Origin of the sequence: Scrofimicrobium canadense, assembly GCF_009696615.1 — a bacterium.
GTDB classification, from domain to species: Bacteria; Actinomycetota; Actinomycetes; order Actinomycetales; family Actinomycetaceae; genus Scrofimicrobium; species Scrofimicrobium canadense.
The window spans coordinates 52739-75740 of the sequence record NZ_VULO01000013.1 but is presented as its reverse complement, the minus strand read 5'-3'; the positions used below and the strand labels follow the sequence as shown (position 1 = coordinate 75740).

Here is a 23002-nt window from a genome sequence, read left to right as displayed (position 1 = left end):
CACTTACCATGTTTGCAGCAAGTAGATATACGACAATTCACTGACGGAGCGCAATGTTAGTTCTAATCACTATCCTGGCAGCAACCAACTTGGCTGCCACTATCGCGGCTCTCATCATTATGCGTCGCAATAGTTCTGATCGTGCCTATAGCACTGCAGATACCACCGGACTCACCGGCATACATATGCGCATCGAGTCCGCCGCATCGCAGCAAAGAGAACGGATTGAATCCTTAGAGCGAACTGTGGCAATGCGGCTGGATTCCCTCACCCAAGCAGAAGCTCAAGAACGCGGCCGAAGAGCAACAAGCGAGGCGCAAACTCGCCAAGAACTCCTAGCAATTCTCTCAGACCGATTGGAACGCCTCGATCTATCCAGTACCGAATTACGAAAATCGTTGATGCAGCAGCACAGTAACCTATCCATCGAACTGCATAAGAGCCTCCAAGCGCTTTCAGAATCTACCGCCGAAAAACACACGCAGTTAGCAGCCACATTGGCTGAGAGCCTGGATAAGCTGCGCACAGCCAATGCGGTTGAACTTGAACGCATTCGCACAGAAGTCGGGGAAAAGCTACAGACCAGCTTGAGCGAAGCCCTCACACGCAACTCCCAGCAAGTTGAAGAGATGGCAGAAAAGACCAGCCGCCGCCTCAATGAGGTCAAAGAATCTTTAAATGGAGAGATGGAGAAAGTGCGTGTCAATAACGAAGCTCAACTCGAAAAAATGCGCGCTACTGTCGACGAAAAACTCCAAAGTACTTTGGAAAGAAGACTCGGCGAGTCATTCAAGTTGGTCAGCGAACGCCTTGAGCAAGTCCAACAAGGACTGGGAGAAATGAAGACTCTTGCCAGCGATGTAGGGGGGCTCAAACGGGTTCTGTCTAACGTGAAGAGTCGCGGCACGTGGGGAGAAGTTCAGCTAAGCCGCCAGCTTGAAGACTTTCTCAGCCCAGGACAATACGCTGAAAATGTTGCGATAGATCCGCATTCTCGTGAACGGGTGGAGTTCGCTATCGTCATGCCAGGAAAAGATGATGAACGTCCGCTCTATCTCCCAATAGACTCAAAGTTTCCTCAGGAAAGCTACGAAAGACTCCTTCAGGCCCAGGAAAATGCCCAGTTGGACGATGTGGCAACATCAACCACTGAGCTAAAAGCAGCACTCTTACTTCAAGCCAAGATCATCAGTTCAAAATACATCTGTCATCCGTATTCGACAGATTTTGCTCTTATGTACCTACCTACAGAAGGTCTATTTGCCGAAGCTATGCGGATTCCCGGCCTTGCAAGCGAAATTCAACAAAAACACCGCGTCATGATTACTGGCCCAACGACACTCATGGCATTGCTCAACAGTCTCCAAATGGGCTTTAGAACCCTTGCCATTGAGAAGCGTTCCTCAGAAGTGTGGAAGGTACTGGAAGCTGCAAAAGACGAATTCGAGAAATATAGCCATGTTTGGGAAAAGCTCGAACGCCAACTAGCGACAGCCCAAAATACAGTGAAGAACGCAGGAGTTCGGACCCGACAAATCCGCAGGAAGCTCGCCACTGCCGAACTCACTGAGCATTCCGAAGAAACTATCGTCACTAGTTTGGCCCAAGCTGCTGGAATCGAATCGATTAATGCAGACTGAGAATGAGTTCGACCGCCACAACGTCGTTATTTCTGACGGCTAAACACACCAGTAATGTTAAAAAAACAAGACCAAAATCGTTATCTAATACATTTTTAATTTCAACTGTTGAGCGCTCTCTCCCATTTCAAGAATCAAATCCCCTCGGGAAGGGCAGTTACTTATAGCCGGTCCCAGCTCTGCGTCTTTTTGTTATAAACTCTCAAAACTTGAAATACTTTCATGATCTTGAGCACGAGCAAGTCGAATACTCTGCGTGAGCGAATAACATTCGCCATGATTATCTGCGTAGGGACGTGGTTCTAAGAGGAGCCGTGTTCTGGGGAATTTTCGGGGAAAGTTGGGTTGCGCTATGGCAAAGCATGTCGACAAAAAGGATAAGAATAAGAAGCGTGTACTCTGGTGGCGTTTTGCATTAGCAGGGCTTGCCGTAACCGGGATCGGTGCTGCAGTAACCACAGCCGCCTGGACCGACAACGTGTGGTTTTCTGCTCAAGCAGATACACAAGATTTTGACCTTAAAGGATCTGTTGATGGAGTCACTTGGCATGAAGGCCAAACTGCAGACTCAGCAATCGAATTTGCAGTAGATCCTAATGTTTTTAGTAACATCGTCCCCGGAGGAACATACACAACCGATCTGATGGTGAAAAACTTCTCGGCCAACGACGCTTTATTGGATGTTTCCGCTCAGGGGAAGGGTGACTTATTTACGGTCGGCGGGGAAGAACTCACTGTCAATGCATCTCTCAGCTCTGCAGGCACTCAAGTTCTCAGTCCCAATGAGACAGCTACCATCAAAATAACTGTAGCTGCTGATGATTCACTTACTTCCGCCGCACAAGGGGAAAAGGGAAATATCATCGTCAAGATAGTCGGTTCAACCGTCGCTCCGTAGTAGCACTATGGATGCAGAACATTTTCCTGCGTCCCTATCAACATGTGAGAATCGAGAAATTGTCATGCGGCTTGTCCGTTCACTCGCAAATGCAGCGCTACTATTTCTTGGAGTAGTTGGCCTTTGTGCTGGAACTTTGTGGGTAGCTCATTATTTTCGACTGGTCCAGCCACTCATTGTCGTGTCGGGTTCGATGTCACCACAGATTAATACTGGCGACCTCATCTTTGCACTTCCAAAGCATGTGGAAGATCTGAAAGCCGGGGATATTGCTTCACTGGTGGGCTTGCAAAAGCAAGAATATGTCACGCACCGAGTGACATCCGTCGACGTCAGTGATGATTCCGTCATCGTTCAGATGAAGGGAGATGCCAACGCAGTCGAAGACCCCTTCCCCTACGTGTACGAACGGGGCGACATCGCCTGGACCCCTGCTTTGACCGTATCTGGCGGTGGATACGTCGCCGCATATCTTCTGCGCCCTCAAGTGCTAGTACCAGCAATGGTGGGTATTTTTGCACTGCTCTTATTGGGCTTATTTCCCAGTGAATCACAACCGTCGAAAGCCACTACCAGAAAAATGCCACCCGCAGGTCATCACAAGAAGGCTACCGCGTAGAACGAGATTCCCAGAATCTCTTTCCCTGCCGTATCGCAGCTTTACCTGTTTTTATGGCAAAACGGCGCGCCTTGGCTGCACTTTCAAACTCACTGCTGAGGATTCCAAGACCACCTAGTGCGATAAGCGAACCAGGACCAGGCAAAGGCATTAGTACCACGCCCAGCGCTACGGTTCCTCCGCCAATCATCCCAACGGATGCCCGATAGGCCTGGTTGAGTCGCGGCTGTTTGCGGATTGCTTCTCTTGCAACGCTCAGAATCCTCTGTGGTTCTGCCATTGTTTTATTCTACTCATCACCTCAGCCCCCTACGCATCCCCTCGAATAAAACAGTGTCCCGGCGACATATTTCTCACTGCCACAGGATTTAGAACACTGTGATAGGCATAGAAGAGAAACTGCAGCACCTACTCAATAGACCTGGTTTCAATAGTAGTGAAACCTTGTCCATTCCCACCAACCTGAAGATTCATAGACTCATACATTGCAACGGTATCCGCATGTTTGACGCGGCCGCATGCGTGCGGTGGAGGCGCATCCGACCGAGCCATCACCCCACATTTTGCCCCCAAACGATTCGGCACTCACGCAAACCTTCAACATTGGCACGCATCAGCTCATCCGAACTCTGAATCATGAATGGTAAAAAGCCTACTCCCTCACGCACTTGCACTATAGTTTCGGGATCGTAGCGAAGTACTGCTTTATTGATTGCTTGTGTCGACGCATACTTAGGGATATGTGACTCCATCACCAGGCGGGACAGCTGAGTGTGAATCACAGAACGTAAGGGAATTCCCATAGCCTAAATCTGGTCTTCGTGGACTACCAAAGCAAGTTAAATTCTGATGTGGTCGTCTAAATTACCTGTTCGCCGAAAATGGAGTGTTCCTGTTTCCCCTCCCTCATGGACTACTTACCACACCCGAATTATTTTGGAGATTTCAAGCCAGATCACGTAAGCGCAATCTTGAACCTGTGACGTCAAAGCTAGCAACAAGAATGGGAGTTCTATTTCTTCTTGCTGCGGAAAATAGTCGCTGAGATCAACATTCCAGTCAAAAACCGGAGAAATGTTGCCAGCTCCGACCCAAACCGCACCAATGTCGTTGAGACGACGAATGGCAGGTGATATTGACTCGAGTACCTCGCCTAAAAAAGATGCTGTTCCCATGTATTTGTCTTTCTACGGGCGTTCATCCTGCAATCGATGGATTGATTGTTTCTTTCTGTACCATGGCTCGCAATACACATATTTGAAAGTAGAATGTACCAATTTGAAAGCGATCTGAAAGCTATACACAATCATTATCGATGGCCTATTGAGTGCTCTAGCTTCCACCAGAGCCACTGAACACCTCAGATAACACCGTTAACAAACTCATCACCGGCACAAATAGTCAAAGTTCACTAATATTCACAACTCTTTTGTCCAGTTCGATGGATAGAATGCTATTGACTACTTCTTGCGCGGAGGTAGTAACTGTTGCGGGGCGGTGGACACGACGAAGAGGAGACAGTCACTATGGCGGTGCAGGAAACGGATGCGACATCACCACGACAACGCATCCTTGACGGCGCCACGCTTGCATTCATCACTTTCGGTTATGACGGTGCCAGCATGCGCACAATCACCGAGTACACGGGATATTCACAAGCTGGAATTGCCCACTATTTCGCCACAAAAGCTGACCTCCTTCTCGCCGCTTTCGAACAATCATGCAAACGGGTCATAGATACTTTTGCCATCGGTGAGGGCTCAGATTCGGTTACTCGACTCTATAAGATTTGGCGTGCCCAGGCTCGTATCAGGACAGACATTGCGATGCGAGCAGTCATCACCGCCGAAGCATCCACCATCGGTCACCCAACTCGCAAACAGGCCGAACAGACACTGAACGATCTAAAAGAAGGTATTCAAAAAGCTCTTCCAGAAATCCGTTTCCCTCAGCTCATGGCCGATGCGTGGGAAGGACTTTCCGTAGACTGGCTTTACAACGCTCGCATTGATGTGCCGCTCATGCTCAAAGACGCATACTTAGCTTTGGCTGATGTCAATGACTTTCCTGCTCTCTCTGGCGTGTGCGAAAAGGCTCCTCCAACATGGGACGAAGATGCCCCCAGAGCATTCCAAGGACTCGAACGTTTCGAAGCGGGACGAGTGCCAGAAGATCCTCGCCAGCGAAAAATACTCAATGCAGCCATGCAAGTATTTGGGGATGCAGGATACGTAGGTGGAAGCCTACGCAGCATTGCCGGGACGCTAGGAATCACCCACCCAGCTCTACTGAGGTATTTCCCCTCAAAAAATGACCTTCTCAAAGCAGTACTTCAACGCCGTGACATGGTACTCACAGCACTGGGGGTACCCCCCACTCCGCGAGCAGCGGTCGTTGACGGCCTTATCCACACCCAGCAGTCCATGGAGATTCCTGGTCTCATCCGCCTGTTTACTTCCCTCATGACGCGCTCTTTCCAGACCAATACACCATTTCACGAGTTCTTCACGGAACGCAAGAACTCACTTTTCGCGATCAACGACCTCATCTTTGAAGGACTATCCGAAGTTGGAGAACTACGGTCTGATCTCGACCCTATTATTCAGGGACGGTTATGGTCGGCTGTATGGGATGGCGCACAAATTCGCTGGGCACTGAAACAGGATACTTCTATCTCCGGGGCCTTAGCTGAATATGTCAACCAAGTGATGGTGCCGCCGCTGAGTAAAGAGGAGCTAGAAGCGGTAAATCTATCGCTTCCACTTGAGCCAGACCTCGACGACGGCCTCTTGGCAGAAGGAGCTTAAACCTCCGAATAGAATTCGGAAGATGACTCCCAGAAAACTTAGTTAATAAGGCGTGCTAAAGTTTTTACCTAGCCAATATCTGCAGCCTGAGGTTCGCGTTTGATCCCACACCGCGTTCTTCCTACTCCGATTCAGGCGCATCAACGCATCAATGGGGGTTTTATGCTGGAAGTGCGCAATGTGCGAAAGTCCTATTCAACCGGCGACTTTACGCAAGTTGCACTTGATAATGTTTCGATCACCTTTCGCGACAATGAGTTCGTAGCCATCCTTGGCCCATCAGGATCGGGAAAAACGACCCTACTCAACATTGTCGGGGGACTAGACCACTATGATTCTGGAAATCTTATAATCGATGGGGTTGAGACATCTGCCTATAGAGATCGTGACTGGGACACTTACCGCAATAATCGTATTGGTTTTGTCTTCCAAAGCTACAACCTCATCCCCCACCAAACGGTTTTAGCTAATGTTGAGCTAGCACTAACGCTTTCTGGAGTATCTCGCAGCGAGCGCCGCGCTAGGGCTATGCAGGCATTGGAAGAAGTCGGCTTGGCTGATCATGTCAACAAGAAACCAAGCCAGCTCTCTGGCGGCCAGATGCAACGTGTGGCGATCGCACGCGCTCTGATCAATGATCCCGAAATTGTCTTAGCCGATGAGCCAACAGGCGCACTAGATTCACAAACTAGTGAACAGATCATGGATCTACTCACGCAGATCGCGCAAGACCGACTCGTCGTCATGGTGACGCATAATCCTGAGTTAGCTGAAGAATATGCCACCCGCATCGTTAGCCTCAAAGACGGTCATATTTCGTCTGATTCCAATCCGGTAATACTCGATACGGAAACGTTAAACACATCCGACCAGTCTTCGCGGAAGACTTCAATGTCTTTCTTGACTGCGATTGCCCTTTCTTTCAACAACCTCATGACAAAAAAGGGCCGTACTCTAATGACGGCCTTTGCTGGCAGCATCGGAATCATTGGGATTGCAGCGATTTTGGCACTCGCCAACGGGGTGAATAACTACATTAAGTCGATCGAAGAAGACACCCTCTCCGTCTACCCTTTGAGCATTCGCAATCAGGGTCTTGATCTCACATCTCTCATGGCCACAGCCACCGATATGGGAGATAGCGACAGCGACGCCAGTGAAGGCGAGGTCACCGAGATTCAAATGGCTGCGAAAATGTTTGATTCGATCGGTTCTAATGATCTTGCAGCTCTCAAACAGTTCCTGGATGCTGATGGCGACGGAATTGATCAATACACCAATGCCATCCAATACTCATACAATGTGACTCCTCAGATCTATGTGAAGAGTCCGTCCAATGCAATACGAAAGGTTAATCCCGATTCATCATTTGCTTCGCTAGGTATTGGAAGCGCGGGTTCGGCTTCTTTCATGTCCGAGGCGATGAGCACCAGTGTCTTCTACCCTCTAGTCGATGACACCAGCGTTGTTTCTGCTCAATATGATGTTGTTGCCGGTGACTGGCCTAGTGAACCTGATGAAGTGCTTGTTGTTTTGACTTCCAGCGGCGGTATGAGCGACTTTATGATGTATGCAATGGGTTTGCGCGATGGCGCAGAGCTGGATGCGATGGTCAAGCAGATAGTCAATAAGGATCCTGTGGAGGTTCCCGAGGTGGGAGCACCACTATCGTACGAAGATGTCATGGGCGTTTCCTTTACCCTGGTAAATTCAGCTGACTACTTTGAATACGACCCCACTTACAAGGTGTGGACAGACAAAAGTGCCGATGAAAAATACGTCAACAACCTTGTTGAAAAGGGCGAGACCCTTCGGGTTTCTGGGATCGTTAAGGCGAAAGAAGGCGTCACTGCAACTGCGCTATCCCCTGGTATCTATTACACTTCTGCACTCACCCATCATCTCATCAAGCAGTCTGCACAGACCCCCATTGTCAAGCAGCAATTGGCGCATCCGCGCATCAATGTGTTCACAGGACGCTCTTTTGCCGATGAGGAAGCTAATCCGGCCCGTGAAAACTTTGATATGTCGTCACTCATGACGATAGATGAAGATGCAATTGCCAATGCTTTCACCTTTGATGAGTCAGCTTTGAGTATCGATACTTCGGCTTTGGAGTTTTCCATGCCGAACCTAACGTTAGACCCAACCTCACTTCCCGAGCTTAAGATGGAAGACCTCTTCTCTTCGATGGACCTGGGTGACATGGCTGGAGCCATTGACACTGACAAGATTCTTGCCAGCTTAGATTTCGAGGCCGCCGCACAGGGAATCGATATCAGTGAGACTGATCAAGCAGCAATAAGCGACGCATCACAAGCATTACTTAAAGGATATAGAGCCTATTGCGCGTCTCCGGTAACCGGTGGGCCAGCCTGCTTATTGGATCCGGCAACCAATTTCCCGCTTTATCTAGAAACGCCGGAAGGACAAGAGCTGCTAAAAGGCGCTGAAGATGCTGCTGCACCTATCATTGCAGACCTCGAGAGTGCTGGCGGTATTCTTGTTGACCAGTTGGTCGCCAGCATTTCCCAACAGATATCACAACAGTTACAGACTCGATCAGCCGCCATGGCTAGCCAGATGCAGGCGGCAATGAGTCAGTATATGAGCCAAGCTATGGAAGCAATCTCATCGCAGATTTCTAGCCAAATGGTTCCCGCTTTAGAGTCCCAAATTGGTGGTGCTATGGAGCAGACCATGGGGCAACTTGCAGCAAATATGTCGTCGGCAATGGGGATTGACGAAGAAGCCTTCCAAGCTGCATTCTCATTCAATATGGATGAGAAGCAGTTGGCGGAGCTCATGGCCTCGATGATGGTAACTGAGCCAGCTTCTCTCGACACAAACCTAGCCAAACTCAACTATGCAGATCTAGCCAAGCCCTCAAATATCGACATTTACCCCAAAGATTTTGAAGGCAAAGGCAAAATCATTGAAATCCTTGATGATTACAACGCACAGATGGAGTCATCGGGGGATGATGACAAAGTCATCACTTACACCGACATTGTCGGAACCCTCATGTCTTCAGTCACCACAATCGTCAACGTCACCAGCTATGTTCTGGTAGCTTTCGTAGCTATTTCATTAGTGGTTTCTTCTATCATGATCGGTGTAATTACCTATATTTCGGTCCTTGAGCGAAAGAAAGAGATTGGAATCCTGCGATCGATCGGTGCTTCAAAACGTGATATTCGACGTGTCTTTAACGCTGAGACTCTGATCGTAGGATTCGTCGCGGGGGCAATAGGGATTCTGGTCACCCTATTGATGACTATACCCGCCAATACAATTGTCTATGCAAAATTCGGTATTGCGAATGTTGCACAACTTCCCTTTGCAGCGGGGGCCATTCTCATCGCGGTGAGTATGGGACTTACATTCCTAGCCGGACTCATCCCCTCATCCGCTGCATCACGGCGTGACCCTGTAGAGGCATTACGCAGCGAATAACGGAGTCAAAAGGAAAATATCATTTATTGAGTTGTTGCCTCGAGTGGCAATCCTTGGCCCGCTTTAAGATACCGGCGTTCCTGACGTCTACTCCATAGCTCGGCAGTACGGGAAATCGCAAGGTTGACCAGAATGTACACGACAGTCACAACCAAGTACGTTTGAATCAAGTTTCCGGTTGATGACACAAGAACTTTTGCGCTGAATTGCAGTTCAGAGTAGCTTACTACGTAACCTAAGGTCGTGTCTTTGAGAAGAATGACTACTTGAGCCAAAAGAGACGGTAGTACTAAGCGGACCGCTTGAGGAAATACAACATAACGGAATGTTTGAGCGCGAGTCATACCAATCGCCTCAGCTGCTTCACTCTGCCCCTTGGGCAAAGCCAATACTCCAGCTCTAAAGACTTCGGCGATGGTCGCACCGGAGCACAATCCGATAGGAATCACGAGTTTCCAAAAAAGATCAGGGTTAATCCCATATTTGGGTAGCGCAATGAAGAAAATGTAGATAAGAAGCAGAAGCGGAATGGAGCGAAAGAACTCGACGAGCGTCACTCCAAGCCAGTGAAGTGGTTTAAGAGTGCTGAGGCGTGCCAATGCCAACAACAAGCCCAGCGGCAGCGCTATTGCTGCTGCTACCGAAGCGGCAAGAAGCGTATGACCTAACCCACCCAGAAGAAAACGGATAATAGGCCACTGAGTGAACTCGTCCCACTTATCGGGGGCCAGTTGTCCATTCGCACCAAAAAGATAGATAGCATACGCAATCAAAGCAACAATCGCCACAGATGAGAGAACTGTCAGTACCCGTATACGGCGTTGTGCTTTGGGCCCCGGTGCGTCAAAAAGTACAGTCGCCGTCATCGCAACACCCGCAATCTGCGTTCAAGCCGGTCCCCCACCAAGCCCGCCAAAAGTGACAGAATCAGGTAAACAACCGCTGCAACCATGAAAGTTAGAAGGCCCTTGGCTTCACGGTTGTTGATATAGGAAACGGTGGCCGTGAGGTCATTGACACCGACCACTCCAGCGAGAGACGAACTGAGAAGAATACCGATAAAGACGGTCACCATCGGCTGCACCATGGAACGAAAGGCTTGTGGTAGAACCACATTGGACATCACCCCATAAAAAGTCATGCCCAGTGACCGTGCTGCTTCTATCTGGCCCGCAGGGACACCTGCCACTCCGCTTCTAATCGCCTCGCACAGAAATGAACCGCCTACGAGGAGCATAGCGACAATGACACATGTCTTGTAGCTCCAGACAATTCCGATCTCAGGCAGTGCGTACACGACAACGATGATGAGGCTCATGAGAGGAACATTGCGGAAGATTTCAACGTACACCAGCCCGACCACGCGCAATGGCGCAATCGGGCTGATTCTGCACGTCGCCATGAAAGTACCAATCAGCACTGCCCCTAGGAAGGCAAAAGCAGTGAGCTCAACCGTAACTCCTAAACCCGAGAGAAACTGGTCTCGGTACTCCCACAGACTCATTGCATCACCGCTTCCATGGTGTGATTGGGCTACATTACCTGTTATTTACTCTGAGCACCGATGACTGGAGGTGTTGGCTCAGACAGCACACCAGTACGATCACCGATGGTGAGCTGCCAAAGCTTCAACCAGCTTCCGTCGTCGACCACCTTCTGCAACCATTCATTGACAAATTCCGCACCATCCGTGTCCGACTGGATACCAATTCCGTAAAGGTCTTCGTCGCCGAAAGGCTCTCCAACAACTTTTAAATCGTCATTTTGGACGACGGCATTGAGAAGTAAGGTTTGATCGACAACATAAGCATCAGCACGCCCCTGTTGGACGGCCTGGACTGCCTGAGCATGATCGGGAAGAGCAACAATAGCAGCTTCGGGCGCAAAAGTCTCAATAGTGGTGACCCCAGTGGATCCCGCTTGAGTGGCAACATTCTTGCCTGCCAGGTCCTCAAGCCCTTTGATGTCCTCGTTGTCTTTCTTGACCAAGATGGCTGCGGCCGAAGAGTAATAAGGTCCAGCAAAGTCTATGCGTTCCAGACGCTCAGGTGTAATGGAGTATGTAGCAAAGACTACGTCTACTTGACCATTGACTAAGAGCTCTTCGCGTGTATCGACACTGACCTGAGTCAGATCAATCTTCGATGCATCGCCAAGAATATATCGGGCCAAGAGCTGTGATAAACCCGCGTCAAAGCCAGTGACGACACCTGTAGCTGGATCCAGGTGAGAGAAGAGTTCAGATGTTTCAGTGCCGCCTACACGAAGAACACCTGATTCCTTTATCTTTGTGGCCCACTCACTCGCGGCGATAGTGGCATCGTCGGCTACCGGTCCCGCATTGACAAGAGAATCGTACGCCTCGTCTCCACTCGTAAAGCCTTCTCCGCTGCTGGTTTGTGTATCTCCGCCTGAAGCGGTTGCACTGGTTGGAGCATCCGTACCTGATGAACATGCTGTCATCGTCAGGGCTCCGGCAAATACGGCGACTGTGAGGGCACTAAGCAACTTTACACGTCCATGTTTCACGATTGGTTTCATGATTTTCTCCTAAGGGTAGAGATTATTCGTTTAATGCGAGTTGGCTTCCCCCAGGCCGAACATAGACTGTGCTCCACGTCTGGCCCCGAATGCGGAAACCAGATATGTGAAGATCAGGCAACTGCAAGCATGCGGGAGTTTGACATACACATACAACAACCCTGACCTAGATAAACCAATAGAGCACGAAGAATCGTGTCATCTGCATCAGGGTCTTCTGGGTGCCATTGAACAGCAACAGCCGCAGCGCTGCGGTGCTGTATGGCCTCAATTATTCCGTCGTCACTGCGGGCAGCTACAACAAGGGAGTCCGCCAAGGTTCCAATTGCCTGATGGTGAGCACTATGAATGGTTGCACGATCAGAACCGGACGCTTCCCGTAATGCCGCCCCGAGTGCCACAGAGGAATCAAAAGTAACTTCGTGCCTGGCAAAAGAAAAACTCTCTAGGAGGCGAGGATTCATATGCCCACCACTGTCTAAGTGTTGAATCAAGGATCCCCCTAAGGCCACGTTCATAACCTGTAAGCCTCGACAGATTCCCATAATGGGAATGTCACGTTCAATAGAGGTGCGCACTAGTGCCAGCTGGGCATTATCACTCACTGGATAGTGGGAATCTTCATGAGGATACGGTGAGGTTCCCTGGTAGTGCTCAGGTGCTATATCCGGACCACCCAACACAACTACAGCATCAGCATCGTCAAGATGAGCCAAGACTCCATCAACTCCGTCTTTTTCAGCCCAGCTGACCACAACGTTCCATGAGTCATTGGCTACTTGCAGGACTCTTCCTACAAGGCGTCTCGTGAGTTCGGTTTCTCGCGGATTTGCCGAGCGGTTTTCCGATACCCCGGACACGAGTAGTGTCGGCCTGGAAATTCGCTGTGCAACCATGGTCTCGAACTTAGCTTCTGCACGTGAGTCTTTCTCGTCGAAGTCCGAGATGCGGGACAAGCCTCCATCTCAGTGAGTGAGAATCTTGTTCAGAAAATCGCGTGCACGCTCAGTGTGTGGGTGCGCGAAAAAGTCTTCGGGACTCTGTCGCTCAAGAATTTTCCCATCCGCCATGAATGCCACTGAATCGGCTGCTTTCTTCGCGAAACCCATCTCATGAGTGACAACAATCATTGTCATACCGCCGCGGGCAAGGCTCTCCATCACATCAAGAACCTCGGTGATCATTTCCGGGTCCAATGCCGATGTCGGCTCATCGAAGAGCATGACTTTAGGTTCCATCGCTAGAGCCCGTGCGATGGCTGCACGTTGCTGCTGTCCCCCAGATAGTTGAGCTGGAAACTTCTCTGCTTGGTCAGCAAGTCCAACCCTCGCCAGTAACCCGCGTGCAAGCTCCTGGGCCTCCGCGGGCTTCATTTTCTTCACTTTAATCGGTCCCAAAGTGACATTATCGAGGATGGTCTTATGGGAAAAAAGGTTAAACGACTGAAAGACCATGCCCACTTCGGCCCGCAGATCAGCCAGCGCTTTTCCTTCCGCAGGCAACGGCTCTCCGTCAATAGAAATGACACCAGAGTCTATGGTTTCCAGACGGTTTATTGCCCGACACAGAGTAGACTTCCCTGATCCTGAAGGGCCGATGATAACGACTACTTCCCCCCGGTTTACATCAAGGCTTACGTCATCAAGTGCTTGAAAGCTACCAAAATACTTCGATACATTCTCTACTCGCACCAGAACATTGTCTGCATCGCGCCCCATAGTGATCCGCCTATATCCTTTTGCTCTACTTTTCGACATGGTGTGATTCCCCCAAACTAGCATCGGATTCAACTCGAGGAGGGTTTTACTCATTACACTGTTTACTGTGCGATTTGCGTCCCTCTTGGAAAAGACGGACGATTCCGGTTCAGAGAGGATTCACTCATCATGGTCAAAGTTCTCATTCCTCAAACGGTCACGGACATTCCCAGTTTCACCAACTGTCACATAGTCACTTTCAACCCAACGGCACCCATTCCGCAAGAACATAGGGATGCCGATGCGATTGTTATATGGGATGTACCTGCCGACCGCATTGCACAGCTTCCCACCGAGCTACCCCACATTCGTTTGGTACAAACATTGACAGCGGGAACCGACGTGGTGGAAAAAGCCGGTTTTGGGGCGGATGTGGCGATATGTTCAGGTCGGGGCTTACACGATGAAACGGTCGCAGAACACTCACTGGCACTAATCCTTGCCGCTGCAAGGAGTATCAATCTCTTGGTGAGGGCACAAATCGGACACCGTTGGGCAGATGAACTTGGCGGCAACTTGCCCGAGCCATATCCTGGCCGTTTCACCACCTTAAAAAATGCACATGTGGTGATCTGGGGATATGGAAGTATCGGCAGAACCCTTGGTGACTATCTCCTCAACCTGGGAGCAAAAGTCACCGGTATAGCCACTTCAACTAGGGTTGAAAATGGCGTGGCAGTAAAAACTGCTGAGTCTCTTCCCTCAATTCTTCCTTCCGCAGATGTGTTGGTGATGATTCTGCCTGACACTCCAAATACTGTGAAAGCATTGAACGCCGACATTCTCGAGGCGTTACCTCACCATGCGTGGCTTATCAATGTCGGGCGTGGCCGGACGGTTGACCACGATGCCTTGGTAGATTCATTGAGGGAAGGAACTCTTGGCGGTGCGGCACTCGACGTCACTGACCCTGAACCGCTTCCTGTCGATTCTCCCCTGTGGGATATGCCCAATGTCATGATTACTCCGCACGCAGCAGGCGGGCGCCCCCGCGGAGTGAAAGAGCTACTGGAGGATAATATCCGCGCACTCATTGAAGATAGCCCTTTGCGTAATACAGTCACGCGCATCTAAGTTGAGTACAGCCCAGATCGCTCGACGTATCTGGGCTTCCACGGTCCTATTGTGCAAAGGCAAAGGGCTCTGCGATTTCGAAGGATTCGAGTGCTGGACCTCCTGACAGCCATGTCATACGCTGTCCCAGTGGTAGACAGCGCGACGGCTGATCTGAAGAAAAGTCCACAGTATCGAAGTCAATCCATAAGACCGCTGGCGCCAGTACAGATTCGAAATAGTAGCGGCGTTCCTTGTGATCACATACCGAGCGCCACCACGTCGATGAAATATTCGGCTGACCTGGCGTCGATATCCCGAATGGAACGGACGTATTGCGTATGACGCTAAAGGTAGCTGCTGCAGCGTTCACCTGGTCGGCAAATTTGGGTACTGCATCGACGTAAAAACAGCCCCGCACATACCTATCGGCGGCTCGGTTTGTACCTGGCAGCATGACTGTACCGCCGATCCCATCCCAATACGTGTTGATTGCGAGTTGTTGGTCAAAAGGAGGCGAGTTCGTCATAACCTTGTAGTCGCGAGAATGGTGAATGGTCAGTTTGCCTTCGAGGTATTCCAAGATGGCTGAATCCCCAGTACCGTCGGAGAGCGCTAAATGCAACGTCGCCAAACGATCCTGCCCCGGTACCTGAAGCGTGGTGATGATGAAGCGTTCTTTTCTCGCCTCCTCAACGGCTTCGGCTACTGTACCGAAATTGTCGAGAAAGTACTGGGCCCAAATTGCTAAAGTCATATGCGGCCGAGTATCAGTAGGCGTCGGATACTCCGATTCAGCAAGCCACAGAGCGTTGGCTGTCAATCCCGCTTCATTCATGCCATCGGTAGTGCAGATTCCGTATGCCGAGGCGATAACTGAGCCAAACCGTGATGTCCACGTAAAGCCATCGGGACCCTGGACGCTACTGCGTTCCATTCCACGCGGAAATATCCATAACTGCGCGTCAGGATTATCGTTCCAATCCATCGAGCGAGCGGTCAAATACCGCTGTTCTACACCGTGATACACAATGCGCGTGCACATATCATCGCCTCCCTATCCATATTCTGCCCCGTACTATCTTGATGCGCATGCCCGGCGAGACAAACACGTCACACTGGACGCAGGTTGAGATGGATCTGCAATCAGTAGCGGTGCCAATAGACTGAGGGGATGTTTCCTTTTTCCCTGATTGCTACCGATTTTGATGGAACTCTCAGCGAGGGACTCACCACCGCGATTCCTTCCTCGATACGCGAGACCTTTAGCCAAGTTCGCCGTCGTGGTGCCACTGTTGCGATTATTTCTGGGCGGGCCCCCTCAAATCTGCGTTCAATTGTGAAGAGGGACGGCCTGGAACTAGATGGGCTATATATCTCCGGGTTCAATGGTGCGAAAACAATCCAAGCATGGGACAGGACCATCCTGGATCAGCATTTCGTGGATATCGATGCCACTGCAAATCTTCTCCCGGTTCTCAATTCCATAGGTATCGAGGTTCTGATGCTTGCCGACGGAATCGTCTACACAAATGCTCCCGAGGGCCGAATTGCGGTGTTTGAAAAGGCTGTAAACAAGGCAGAAATCAAAGCTATTCCCCCAATACTTAGCCCCGATCACAGCATCAACAAGATCACCATTGGTGGATCACTAGACGCCTTGAGCCATGCCATTGATATTGTGCGCACCGACTATGGACACCAGTTTGAAGCGACATTCTCTGCGGAAGGAATGGCTGACATCACACCCTACGGGATAACTAAAGGCACAGCCGTGCGAGCCCTGCAGAAGCACACCAACACCAGCAAAGAAGAAACTCTGGCTTTCGGTGACCAACATAATGACATTCCACTTCTGGAGGCGGCAGGTCACGGCGTTGCAGTAAGCAATGCTGTCCCTGAGCTACGGACCTTAGCTAACTCCACAACTACCAGCTGCGCCAATGCAGGTGTGGCAGTATACCTTGAGAATCTTTTGGACCCGTCATAAAAGGGAGGCGGGCCGACGAGTCCACCTCCCTCCTTACGTAGTGAGTTCTATGAGATGGTGTGTGAACGACGCACCAACAGATAGCCACCTGCACCGACACCGCCAGCTAGGACAAGCATCATGGCTACAGATGCTCCAGTTGCAGCAAGGTTCTTACCCTTTTCCTTGTTTCCAGCCTTTGCTGCCGTAACGGTAATTGCGGGTTCAGTTGCTGGAGTCACCACATTGACTGGCACAGACACCCTCGTTCCAGAGGGATTAACTTCTGCCCAGAGTTCGACTTCACCCTCTAAATCATCAGGAACTTTAAACTCGAAACTTACGCTCCCCTCAACCACAGGAGCAGTAGCAATTTCAGTATCCCCAAGGTTTAGTACGGCTTCAGTATTCTCAGGAGCGCCATAAGAGAATATGTTCATTCGTGAAAACGTCACCGTACGGGTCTCTCCTGCCGTCCATACCGTGTCGGTCAGCCCTTCGGTTTCTACTCCTTGCCGGGCGAAATCTGGCTCAATCGGCGAGGTCTTCGAAGTGGAAGCTAGGTAGGCCAACCAACTTTCCCAATCCAAGAACCCCGTGTTGAGGACTGATGAAGCTTCATTGAATACCCGGAAATTGTCGCCTCCAGCTGCAAGGAATGCAAATGTTCCCACCCTGTAGGTCTGCTCGGGATCAACAGGATGTCCGTTGATGGTCAATGAGTTGATGACACCGACCGTGCGACCGTCGTCATATCCGGGATCAACGATTTCTGAATAGGTGTATGAAACGTTGTCAGAAAGACCCAACTGCAAATATGGGCGGCTAGGAAGGCTTCCATCTGCGTTCCTCTGCCATTGTTGTTCCAGCATGGTGATGAGTTGTTCACCGGTCAGCGAAGCGATAGAGAGCTCGTTATTGAACGGTAAGACCGCACGTGCTTGAGCCACTGTGATTACACCGTCGTCATTCGGTACAAGATCTGTGCGTAAGCCACCCGGGTTTACCACGCCCAAATCGGGAGCAGATTCAAGACCATTGAGTGAGTCCCGCAGGGAATCAGCAACCAGTGTTCCCAAGGCGGATGCTTCTGCCCTGCTATCACCAGATTCTTCAAATGGAAGCCAATATCCGCCTTCTGGGTAGCCCCTTGTAATGGGGGCACCTAAGAGACCGGTGGGGCGATTTCCTTCATCATCAGCTTTGACAAGGGCGGCAAGAATAACTTGGTAAGCCTGTTCAACCACCGAGTTTTCCCGCAACGTAGCCATAGGGGTCTCCCCCACCATTGCTGCTACAGACACGTTCCGTGCGTCAAATGCCTCAACCTCGTGAGTCTGCGCGTTGACAGACAGAACCACCTGGCCGATGTATTCACCATATGAGCCCGTTTGGACAATCGGTCGCATTGCATCGGTACTTCCAGGTACTGGGACTGCCCATGCGTATTCCTTATGGGTGTGGCCTGTGAAGATTACGTCGACATTGGACGAAGTATCGTTGACGATTCGCGCGAAGGTTTCCGATGCTGCTACCTGCGCTTCAGGATTTGACTCGCTACTGCCTTCCGCAGCGCCATCGTGGTACTCAGCAACAATGATGTCGGCACGATCATCCGCTTCTAGCTGCTGAGCAACCCGATTGACGGCATCGACCAGATCGCGGAACTCAAGTCCCGCAATCATGGCTGGGTTGACCAGTGATGGTGTTTCCTGGGTGACGGCACCGATGACGCCTACACGCAAACCTGCAACGTCTAGCACCGTGTATTCTGGAAGAGCAGGAACATCACTTCCCGCCTCGTACACATTTGCCCCAAGAATGGGTGCGTCCATGAGATTTTGGATTCGCCGCACGTCTTCCCAGCCACCGTCAAACTCATGGTTTCCGATGGCACTGGCCTGCAGTCCTAGTATGTTGAGTAGTTTAATGGTGGGGACATCTTTATCTATGGACGATGCGAAAAGCGACGCACCAACATTGTCACCGGCCGACAAAAATGCAGTATTGGACGCCCCGTATTCGGCGCGCAATTGCTCAATGGTCCACGCAAAATCTACAGTTGAGCTCTTGATTAGTGAGGTATTATCATCTGATAGCTCACCATCAATTCGTCCGTGAAAGTCGTTGACGTTCAACAAGTTGAGTTCGACAATGTCCGCCGGCGCAATTTTCTGCTTGGGATCTACCACATGACTCTGGGGCACAACACCGGACTGTTGGCTGATTTCATCGACGGCTGGTACATCGCCCGACATAGGGGACGACTCCCCAGATTGGCTTGAAGTCTCTGTTGGGTCTTCTATTTCATTCTCGTAGGCTGTGGCGGCAAAAGCTGCTGTGCTCAATGCCCCAAGTGATAGTGCGGATGCTGACGCGATCGTCGCGATTGACGACCAGCGTGGAACCAGTCTCATGTATTTCACCTGTAGAGGTTCCCACTGGGCTAGCTGGTTTTCTTCAGTCTTGTGTTTCGCGAGAAATCACGGTGGATTCCCTGAGAGGCACCTCTCCTAACATACCAACGATATGCTGTTCAGGTGCGTTATCCTGTCGAAACTTCAGCTATTGTTTCCCTACCCTTCACCAATAACTGTCTACCTAGATTCTTTCCCGCGCCACGGTGAAAGCTTCTACGCACGTGTCAACGTCATCGGCCGAATGCGCCGCAGAAACCTGCACGCGTATCCGCGCTTTTCCGCGAGGCACAACCGGATAGGTGAATGCTGTGACATACACTCCCAAACCGAGCATCTCGCGTGCAATGGTGGTAGCTTCTTGTGCACCGTTCTCACCTGAAAACATCACAGCAGTAATAGGGTGAGTTCCAGGAAGTACTTCGAATCCTGCATCCTTCATACTATTTCGAAATCGCTCAGTCATTTTCCGTAGGTGTTCGCGTTCTTCATCAGCTTCGCGGGCGATTCGCAACGCTTCAATACTCCCAGCCACCAAGGCTGGAGCTAGCGTATTGGAAAACAAATAGGGTCTGGCGACTTGGCGAAGCATATCGACGATCTCTTGATGCGCCGCTACGTATCCCCCAGAAGCTCCACCTATTGCTTTACCCAAGGTACCTGTGAGGATATCGACGCGATCTTCCGCCTCCATCAAAGCAGCAGTTCCGCGTCCCTGTGGGCCAACAAATCCGGTTGCATGCGAATCATCAACCATCACTAACGCATCATAGGTATCAGCCAAATCACAAATCTGTGGCAATGGTGCAAAATACCCATCCATAGAAAAGACTCCGTCAGTCACAATCACCGTGAATCGTGAATCAGCTTCCTTAGCATCGCGCAAGCACTGTTCTAGTTCCCCCACGTCACGGTTGGAGTACCGCATTCGCTTAGCTTTGCATAGACGTATGCCATCAATCAAGGACGCATGGTTGAGTGAGTCAGAAATAATAGTATCTTCTGCGGAGAAAAGTGCCTCAAAGATGCCTCCATTGGCATCGAAACAACTCGAAAACAAGATCGCATCGTCGCGCCTCAAATATCGCGCAATGTCTTCTTCAAGTCTGCGATGTAGCTCTTGCGTGCCACAGATAAAACGTACCGAAGATAACCCGTACCCCCATTGTTCTAACCCCTCGTGCGCAGCTTGTACTAGGCGCGGATCGTCAGCGAGTCCCAAATAATTATTTGCGCAGAAATTCAGGGCAGTCCCCTGTTTAGTCCGTACTGAAGGTCCTTGGAGACTGAGTAGTTGGCGCTCATTCTTATAGAGACCAGCTTCACGAATTCCGTCGAGTCTCTTACGCAGTTCTACTCGATTGCTAAACATTAGCTGTCTCCTCCCCATCCCAACGGATGATTACTTTCCCCGCATTTCCTGAAGCAGCAACACTAAACGCTTCTTCCCATTGATCTGGCAAGAAGCGGTGCGTAATGACACTACGCAGTGTTTCTCGCAACTGTGGTGACGTCTCAGTCATAAATGTCGCCAAATACCATGTATCAAACATTTGGCGACCATAGACTCCTTTGATCGTGAGCATCCGTGTGATCACTTGGCTCCAGTCGACAGGAAATGAAATACTCGGCAATCCCAGTAGGGAAAGTGTGGCCCCGTGGTTACAAACATCAATGAGCATTTGCAATGCTTGGGGTGCACCTGATAATTCAAGTCCGACATCGAAACCTTCGCGAATATTCAGGTCCGACATTGCCTCTGCAAGAAGTTCTTTTTGTGGCAGGATGGCTCAGTCCGCACCGGCTTTCATAGCGAGTTTCAATCGCTCTCCATTCATATCGGTAGCAACCATATGTCGCGCCCCGGCATGCCTAGCTAGTGCCACACACATAACTCCGATAGGACCCGCACCTGTCACCAAAACATCTTGACCCGTCAGATCCACCTGCTGACACGTATGTACCGCGTTGCCGAAGGGGTCGAAGAGTGCGTCCAGTTCTGCATCGATGGCATCGGGCTGAACCCACACATTCACAGCAGGCACCACCACATAGTCGGCAAATGCCCCATCACGGTTAACTCCGATTCCTTTAGCCTGGACGCACATGTGCTTGCGACCAGCCCTGCAGTTTCTGCACCTGCCGCAGACTATATGCCCCTCCACGCTCACATATTGACCTACAGAAAGATCATAGGGACCTCCATTTGCATCGATGCCTGGGCCAATATCCACAATCTGGCCATAAAACTCGTGGCCCAAAGTTTGAGGAAATTCCATATCACCAGGCGCACCTCCATCCCAGGCATAGAGATGCAAGTCGGTTCCACACAGACCCGTTGCCAGCACCCTAATCTTTACTTCTCCCCATCCAACCTGGGTTCGTCAATCTCTATTAGTTCAAGACCCGGTTGGGGTCCTATCTTCCGTAATGCCCTCACATGGCCTCCTCGCCAATATCTACGGAGCCGTCCTCATCATCACCGTTCACATAAACGCTTCGTCCCCCTTGTCGTGTTCTCTACTTTCAAAGGATGCTCTGACAATATCAATGTGGTCAACCAACCGCGGGATTTGCAATAGCGAATATACAAATGCGCAGAAAAGCTGTGGAGCGATGGCGTCGCTAGAATATTAGAGGATTTCCTATCACCCTGACTTCGAGGAGAATTCATGAACCGCAAGTGTTCAACTGGCGGTAGATTACCGCTGTTCCAAGGTGCAGTGGCACTTCTCGCGTCGACATTATTATTTGCCGGATGCAGCATCGAACAGGGAACAGTAAGTCCTAGTTCGGATTCGCCAGTCCAGTCTGACGATACTTCCGTACACTCAGCCCCCCAGTCACTTCCCCAGTCCGATAAAGTGCACCCCTCACGTGAGGCACAATCATCTGACATGCAACGATCCGAAAGTGTTTCTCCCATCAATGGAGATACATGGTTGGCGGAAGAACAATCACGAAAACCCGCCGTCTCATCCGATACAGAAGGACTTATCTTTCACGATCTTCGTCTGGCCGAACATGACGGCTTTTACCGAGTTGTAGTCGAATTTGCTGGAGAAGACACTCCCGGTTGGTTTGTGCGGTGGGTGGATCAACCCGTCGAACAAGGTAGGGGGCTTCCTTTGGATATTTCAGGAAAGGCCTTTCTTGACGTCAATGTCACTGGCACGATGATGCCCATCATGGAGGGACAGCTAGAAAAGTACTATTCTGGCCCCAATTCTCTTATGATTTCCCCCATCGAAGTAGTACAGAATGGAACCTTTGAGGACCAAACACACATTGCAATTGGGATGGACAAAGAACGAGAGTTTCAGATTGGTCTGCTCGATGCCCCTGCACGGGTTGTCATCGACATTAAGAAATGACGGTCAGTGGAGGTAGTCTCACTCTAGCCGACGCAGGAAGAGTCGTTTGTACTTTTACAATAGCCGGGGGATTACCACAGAAGTACAAACCTATTTCACTAGAGTCTCTATCTTTGACGCTCAAAAAAATCGATCATAGCATACCTTCAAAACCTACTTCACCAGTATATTTGCGTACCCATCTAGGGGTAATTGCGTATGGAAGCGAAGCGTTTGGTTAGTACAAAACGTAAGTTCTCTTCTTCGCTAGTTTCATAGTCCCACCATCTCCATGTAGCATTGTGGGGTTTACGCATTCCAGTCTTACACCGGCTGCGCAAAGCCCACATAAAGAGTCAGAATCTAGTTCTTTCACATGCGAATCGCCAAAACGCTCAGGCCTACAACGATAGTGACCAGGCCTGCCGCAAGCGCCCACTAAGTGTCAGCACCTGTGGTGGCAATCTCAGGTACCGCAGCCGCAGCACTTTC

The 23002-nt window shown here is 50.4% G+C and carries 21 protein-coding genes; 8 read left to right on the top strand and 13 right to left on the bottom strand.

The genetic code is table 11. From position 1 onward, the window contains the following. Positions 1–53: 53 nt before the first annotated feature. The 3 genes from rmuC to FYJ24_RS10795 all read left to right on the top strand — a co-directional run bounded on the left by rmuC (position 54) and on the right by FYJ24_RS10795 (position 3157). Entirely contained in the window at positions 54–1640 is a 1587-nt protein-coding gene (gene rmuC / locus FYJ24_RS10805) for a DNA recombination protein RmuC (RefSeq protein ID WP_206192668.1), read from the top strand. Positions 1641–1992: 352 nt separating this feature from the next. Beyond that, complete coding sequence (locus FYJ24_RS10800; RefSeq protein ID WP_154546282.1) at positions 1993–2538, top strand: hypothetical protein; 546 nt, start codon at positions 1993–1995, stop codon at positions 2536–2538. Between the two features lie 7 nt (positions 2539–2545). Then, positions 2546–3157 carry a signal peptidase I gene (locus FYJ24_RS10795; protein WP_154546280.1) on the top strand — a complete coding sequence of 204 codons (612 nt, stop codon included), beginning with the start codon at positions 2546–2548 and terminating at the stop codon, positions 3155–3157. Here the strand turns inward: FYJ24_RS10795 and FYJ24_RS10790 are convergent. The 3 genes from FYJ24_RS10790 to FYJ24_RS10780 form a co-directional block, all read right to left on the bottom strand. Continuing rightward, entirely contained in the window at positions 3147–3437 is a 291-nt protein-coding gene (locus tag FYJ24_RS10790; protein WP_154546278.1) for a PGPGW domain-containing protein, read from the bottom strand. The genes FYJ24_RS10795 and FYJ24_RS10790 overlap by 11 nt on opposite strands. Before the next feature lie 271 nt (positions 3438–3708). Continuing rightward, on the bottom strand, positions 3709–3960 hold the full coding sequence (locus FYJ24_RS10785) for a class II aldolase/adducin head domain-containing protein (protein WP_154546276.1): 252 nt from the start codon (positions 3958–3960) through the stop codon (positions 3709–3711). 114 nt (positions 3961–4074) lie between these two features. Next, on the bottom strand, positions 4075–4332 hold the full coding sequence (locus FYJ24_RS10780) for a hypothetical protein (RefSeq protein ID WP_154546274.1): 258 nt from the start codon (positions 4330–4332) through the stop codon (positions 4075–4077). 351 nt (positions 4333–4683) lie between these two features. Between FYJ24_RS10780 and FYJ24_RS10775 the strand changes: the two genes are divergently transcribed. Continuing rightward, complete coding sequence (locus FYJ24_RS10775) at positions 4684–5964, top strand: TetR/AcrR family transcriptional regulator (protein ID WP_154546272.1); 1281 nt, start codon at positions 4684–4686, stop codon at positions 5962–5964. A 99-nt stretch (positions 5965–6063) separates the two neighbouring features. Beyond that, the gene (locus tag FYJ24_RS10770; RefSeq protein WP_318656664.1) at positions 6064–9420 is read left to right on the top strand and encodes an ABC transporter ATP-binding protein/permease; all 3357 of its coding nucleotides are present in this window, start codon (positions 6064–6066) and stop codon (positions 9418–9420) included. 23 nt (positions 9421–9443) lie between these two features. On the opposite strand, the gene FYJ24_RS10765 is transcribed toward FYJ24_RS10770, so the two are convergent. The 5 genes from FYJ24_RS10765 to FYJ24_RS10745 form a co-directional block, all read right to left on the bottom strand. Continuing rightward, positions 9444–10286 (bottom strand): amino acid ABC transporter permease, encoded by an 843-nt coding sequence (locus FYJ24_RS10765; protein ID WP_154546270.1) that lies wholly within the window; start codon positions 10284–10286, stop codon positions 9444–9446. Further along, the gene (locus tag FYJ24_RS10760; protein ID WP_154546268.1) at positions 10283–10924 is read right to left on the bottom strand and encodes an amino acid ABC transporter permease; all 642 of its coding nucleotides are present in this window, start codon (positions 10922–10924) and stop codon (positions 10283–10285) included. Before FYJ24_RS10760 ends, FYJ24_RS10765 begins: the two co-directional genes overlap by 4 nt. 41 nt (positions 10925–10965) lie before the next feature. Beyond that, positions 10966–11961: a glutamate ABC transporter substrate-binding protein gene (locus FYJ24_RS10755; protein ID WP_154546267.1), complete on the bottom strand. Its 996-nt coding sequence runs from the start codon at positions 11959–11961 to the stop codon at positions 10966–10968. A gap of 113 nt (positions 11962–12074) precedes the next feature. Then, positions 12075–12917, bottom strand: coding sequence for a gamma-glutamyl-gamma-aminobutyrate hydrolase family protein (locus tag FYJ24_RS10750; protein WP_154546265.1), 843 nt, complete (start codon positions 12915–12917; stop codon positions 12075–12077). A gap of 9 nt (positions 12918–12926) precedes the next feature. Then, on the bottom strand, positions 12927–13679 hold the full coding sequence (locus FYJ24_RS10745; RefSeq protein WP_318656669.1) for an amino acid ABC transporter ATP-binding protein: 753 nt from the start codon (positions 13677–13679) through the stop codon (positions 12927–12929). 168 nt (positions 13680–13847) lie between these two features. Between FYJ24_RS10745 and FYJ24_RS10740 the strand changes: the two genes are divergently transcribed. After that, on the top strand, positions 13848–14792 hold the full coding sequence (locus FYJ24_RS10740) for an NAD(P)-dependent oxidoreductase (RefSeq protein ID WP_154546261.1): 945 nt from the start codon (positions 13848–13850) through the stop codon (positions 14790–14792). Positions 14793–14838: 46 nt separating this feature from the next. Here the strand turns inward: FYJ24_RS10740 and FYJ24_RS10735 are convergent, their stop codons facing one another. Beyond that, entirely contained in the window at positions 14839–15816 is a 978-nt protein-coding gene (locus tag FYJ24_RS10735; protein WP_154546259.1) for a linear amide C-N hydrolase, read from the bottom strand. Between the two features lie 129 nt (positions 15817–15945). On the opposite strand from FYJ24_RS10735, the gene FYJ24_RS10730 reads away from it, so the two are divergent. Further along, positions 15946–16761: a Cof-type HAD-IIB family hydrolase gene (locus tag FYJ24_RS10730; protein ID WP_154546257.1), complete on the top strand. Its 816-nt coding sequence runs from the start codon at positions 15946–15948 to the stop codon at positions 16759–16761. 47 nt (positions 16762–16808) lie between these two features. Here FYJ24_RS10730 and FYJ24_RS10725 read toward each other — a convergent pair whose 3' ends face one another. The 4 genes from FYJ24_RS10725 to FYJ24_RS13040 form a co-directional block, all read right to left on the bottom strand. Then, positions 16809–19157, bottom strand: a complete 2349-nt coding sequence (locus FYJ24_RS10725) for a bifunctional metallophosphatase/5'-nucleotidase (protein ID WP_154546255.1) — start codon at positions 19155–19157, stop codon at positions 16809–16811. Between the two features lie 184 nt (positions 19158–19341). Further along, positions 19342–20529 carry a glycine C-acetyltransferase gene (locus FYJ24_RS10720; protein WP_154546253.1) on the bottom strand — a complete coding sequence of 396 codons (1188 nt, stop codon included), beginning with the start codon at positions 20527–20529 and terminating at the stop codon, positions 19342–19344. Further along, complete coding sequence (locus FYJ24_RS13045) at positions 20522–20911, bottom strand: MDR/zinc-dependent alcohol dehydrogenase-like family protein (protein ID WP_225872129.1); 390 nt, start codon at positions 20909–20911, stop codon at positions 20522–20524. Before FYJ24_RS13045 ends, FYJ24_RS10720 begins: the two co-directional genes overlap by 8 nt. A 36-nt stretch (positions 20912–20947) precedes the next feature. After that, on the bottom strand, positions 20948–21505 hold the full coding sequence (locus FYJ24_RS13040; RefSeq protein ID WP_318656663.1) for an alcohol dehydrogenase catalytic domain-containing protein: 558 nt from the start codon (positions 21503–21505) through the stop codon (positions 20948–20950). A gap of 324 nt (positions 21506–21829) precedes the next feature. Between FYJ24_RS13040 and FYJ24_RS13035 the strand changes: the two genes are divergently transcribed. Continuing rightward, complete coding sequence (locus FYJ24_RS13035) at positions 21830–22531, top strand: AMIN-like domain-containing (lipo)protein (RefSeq protein ID WP_225872128.1); 702 nt, start codon at positions 21830–21832, stop codon at positions 22529–22531. Positions 22532–23002 lie beyond the last annotated feature (471 nt).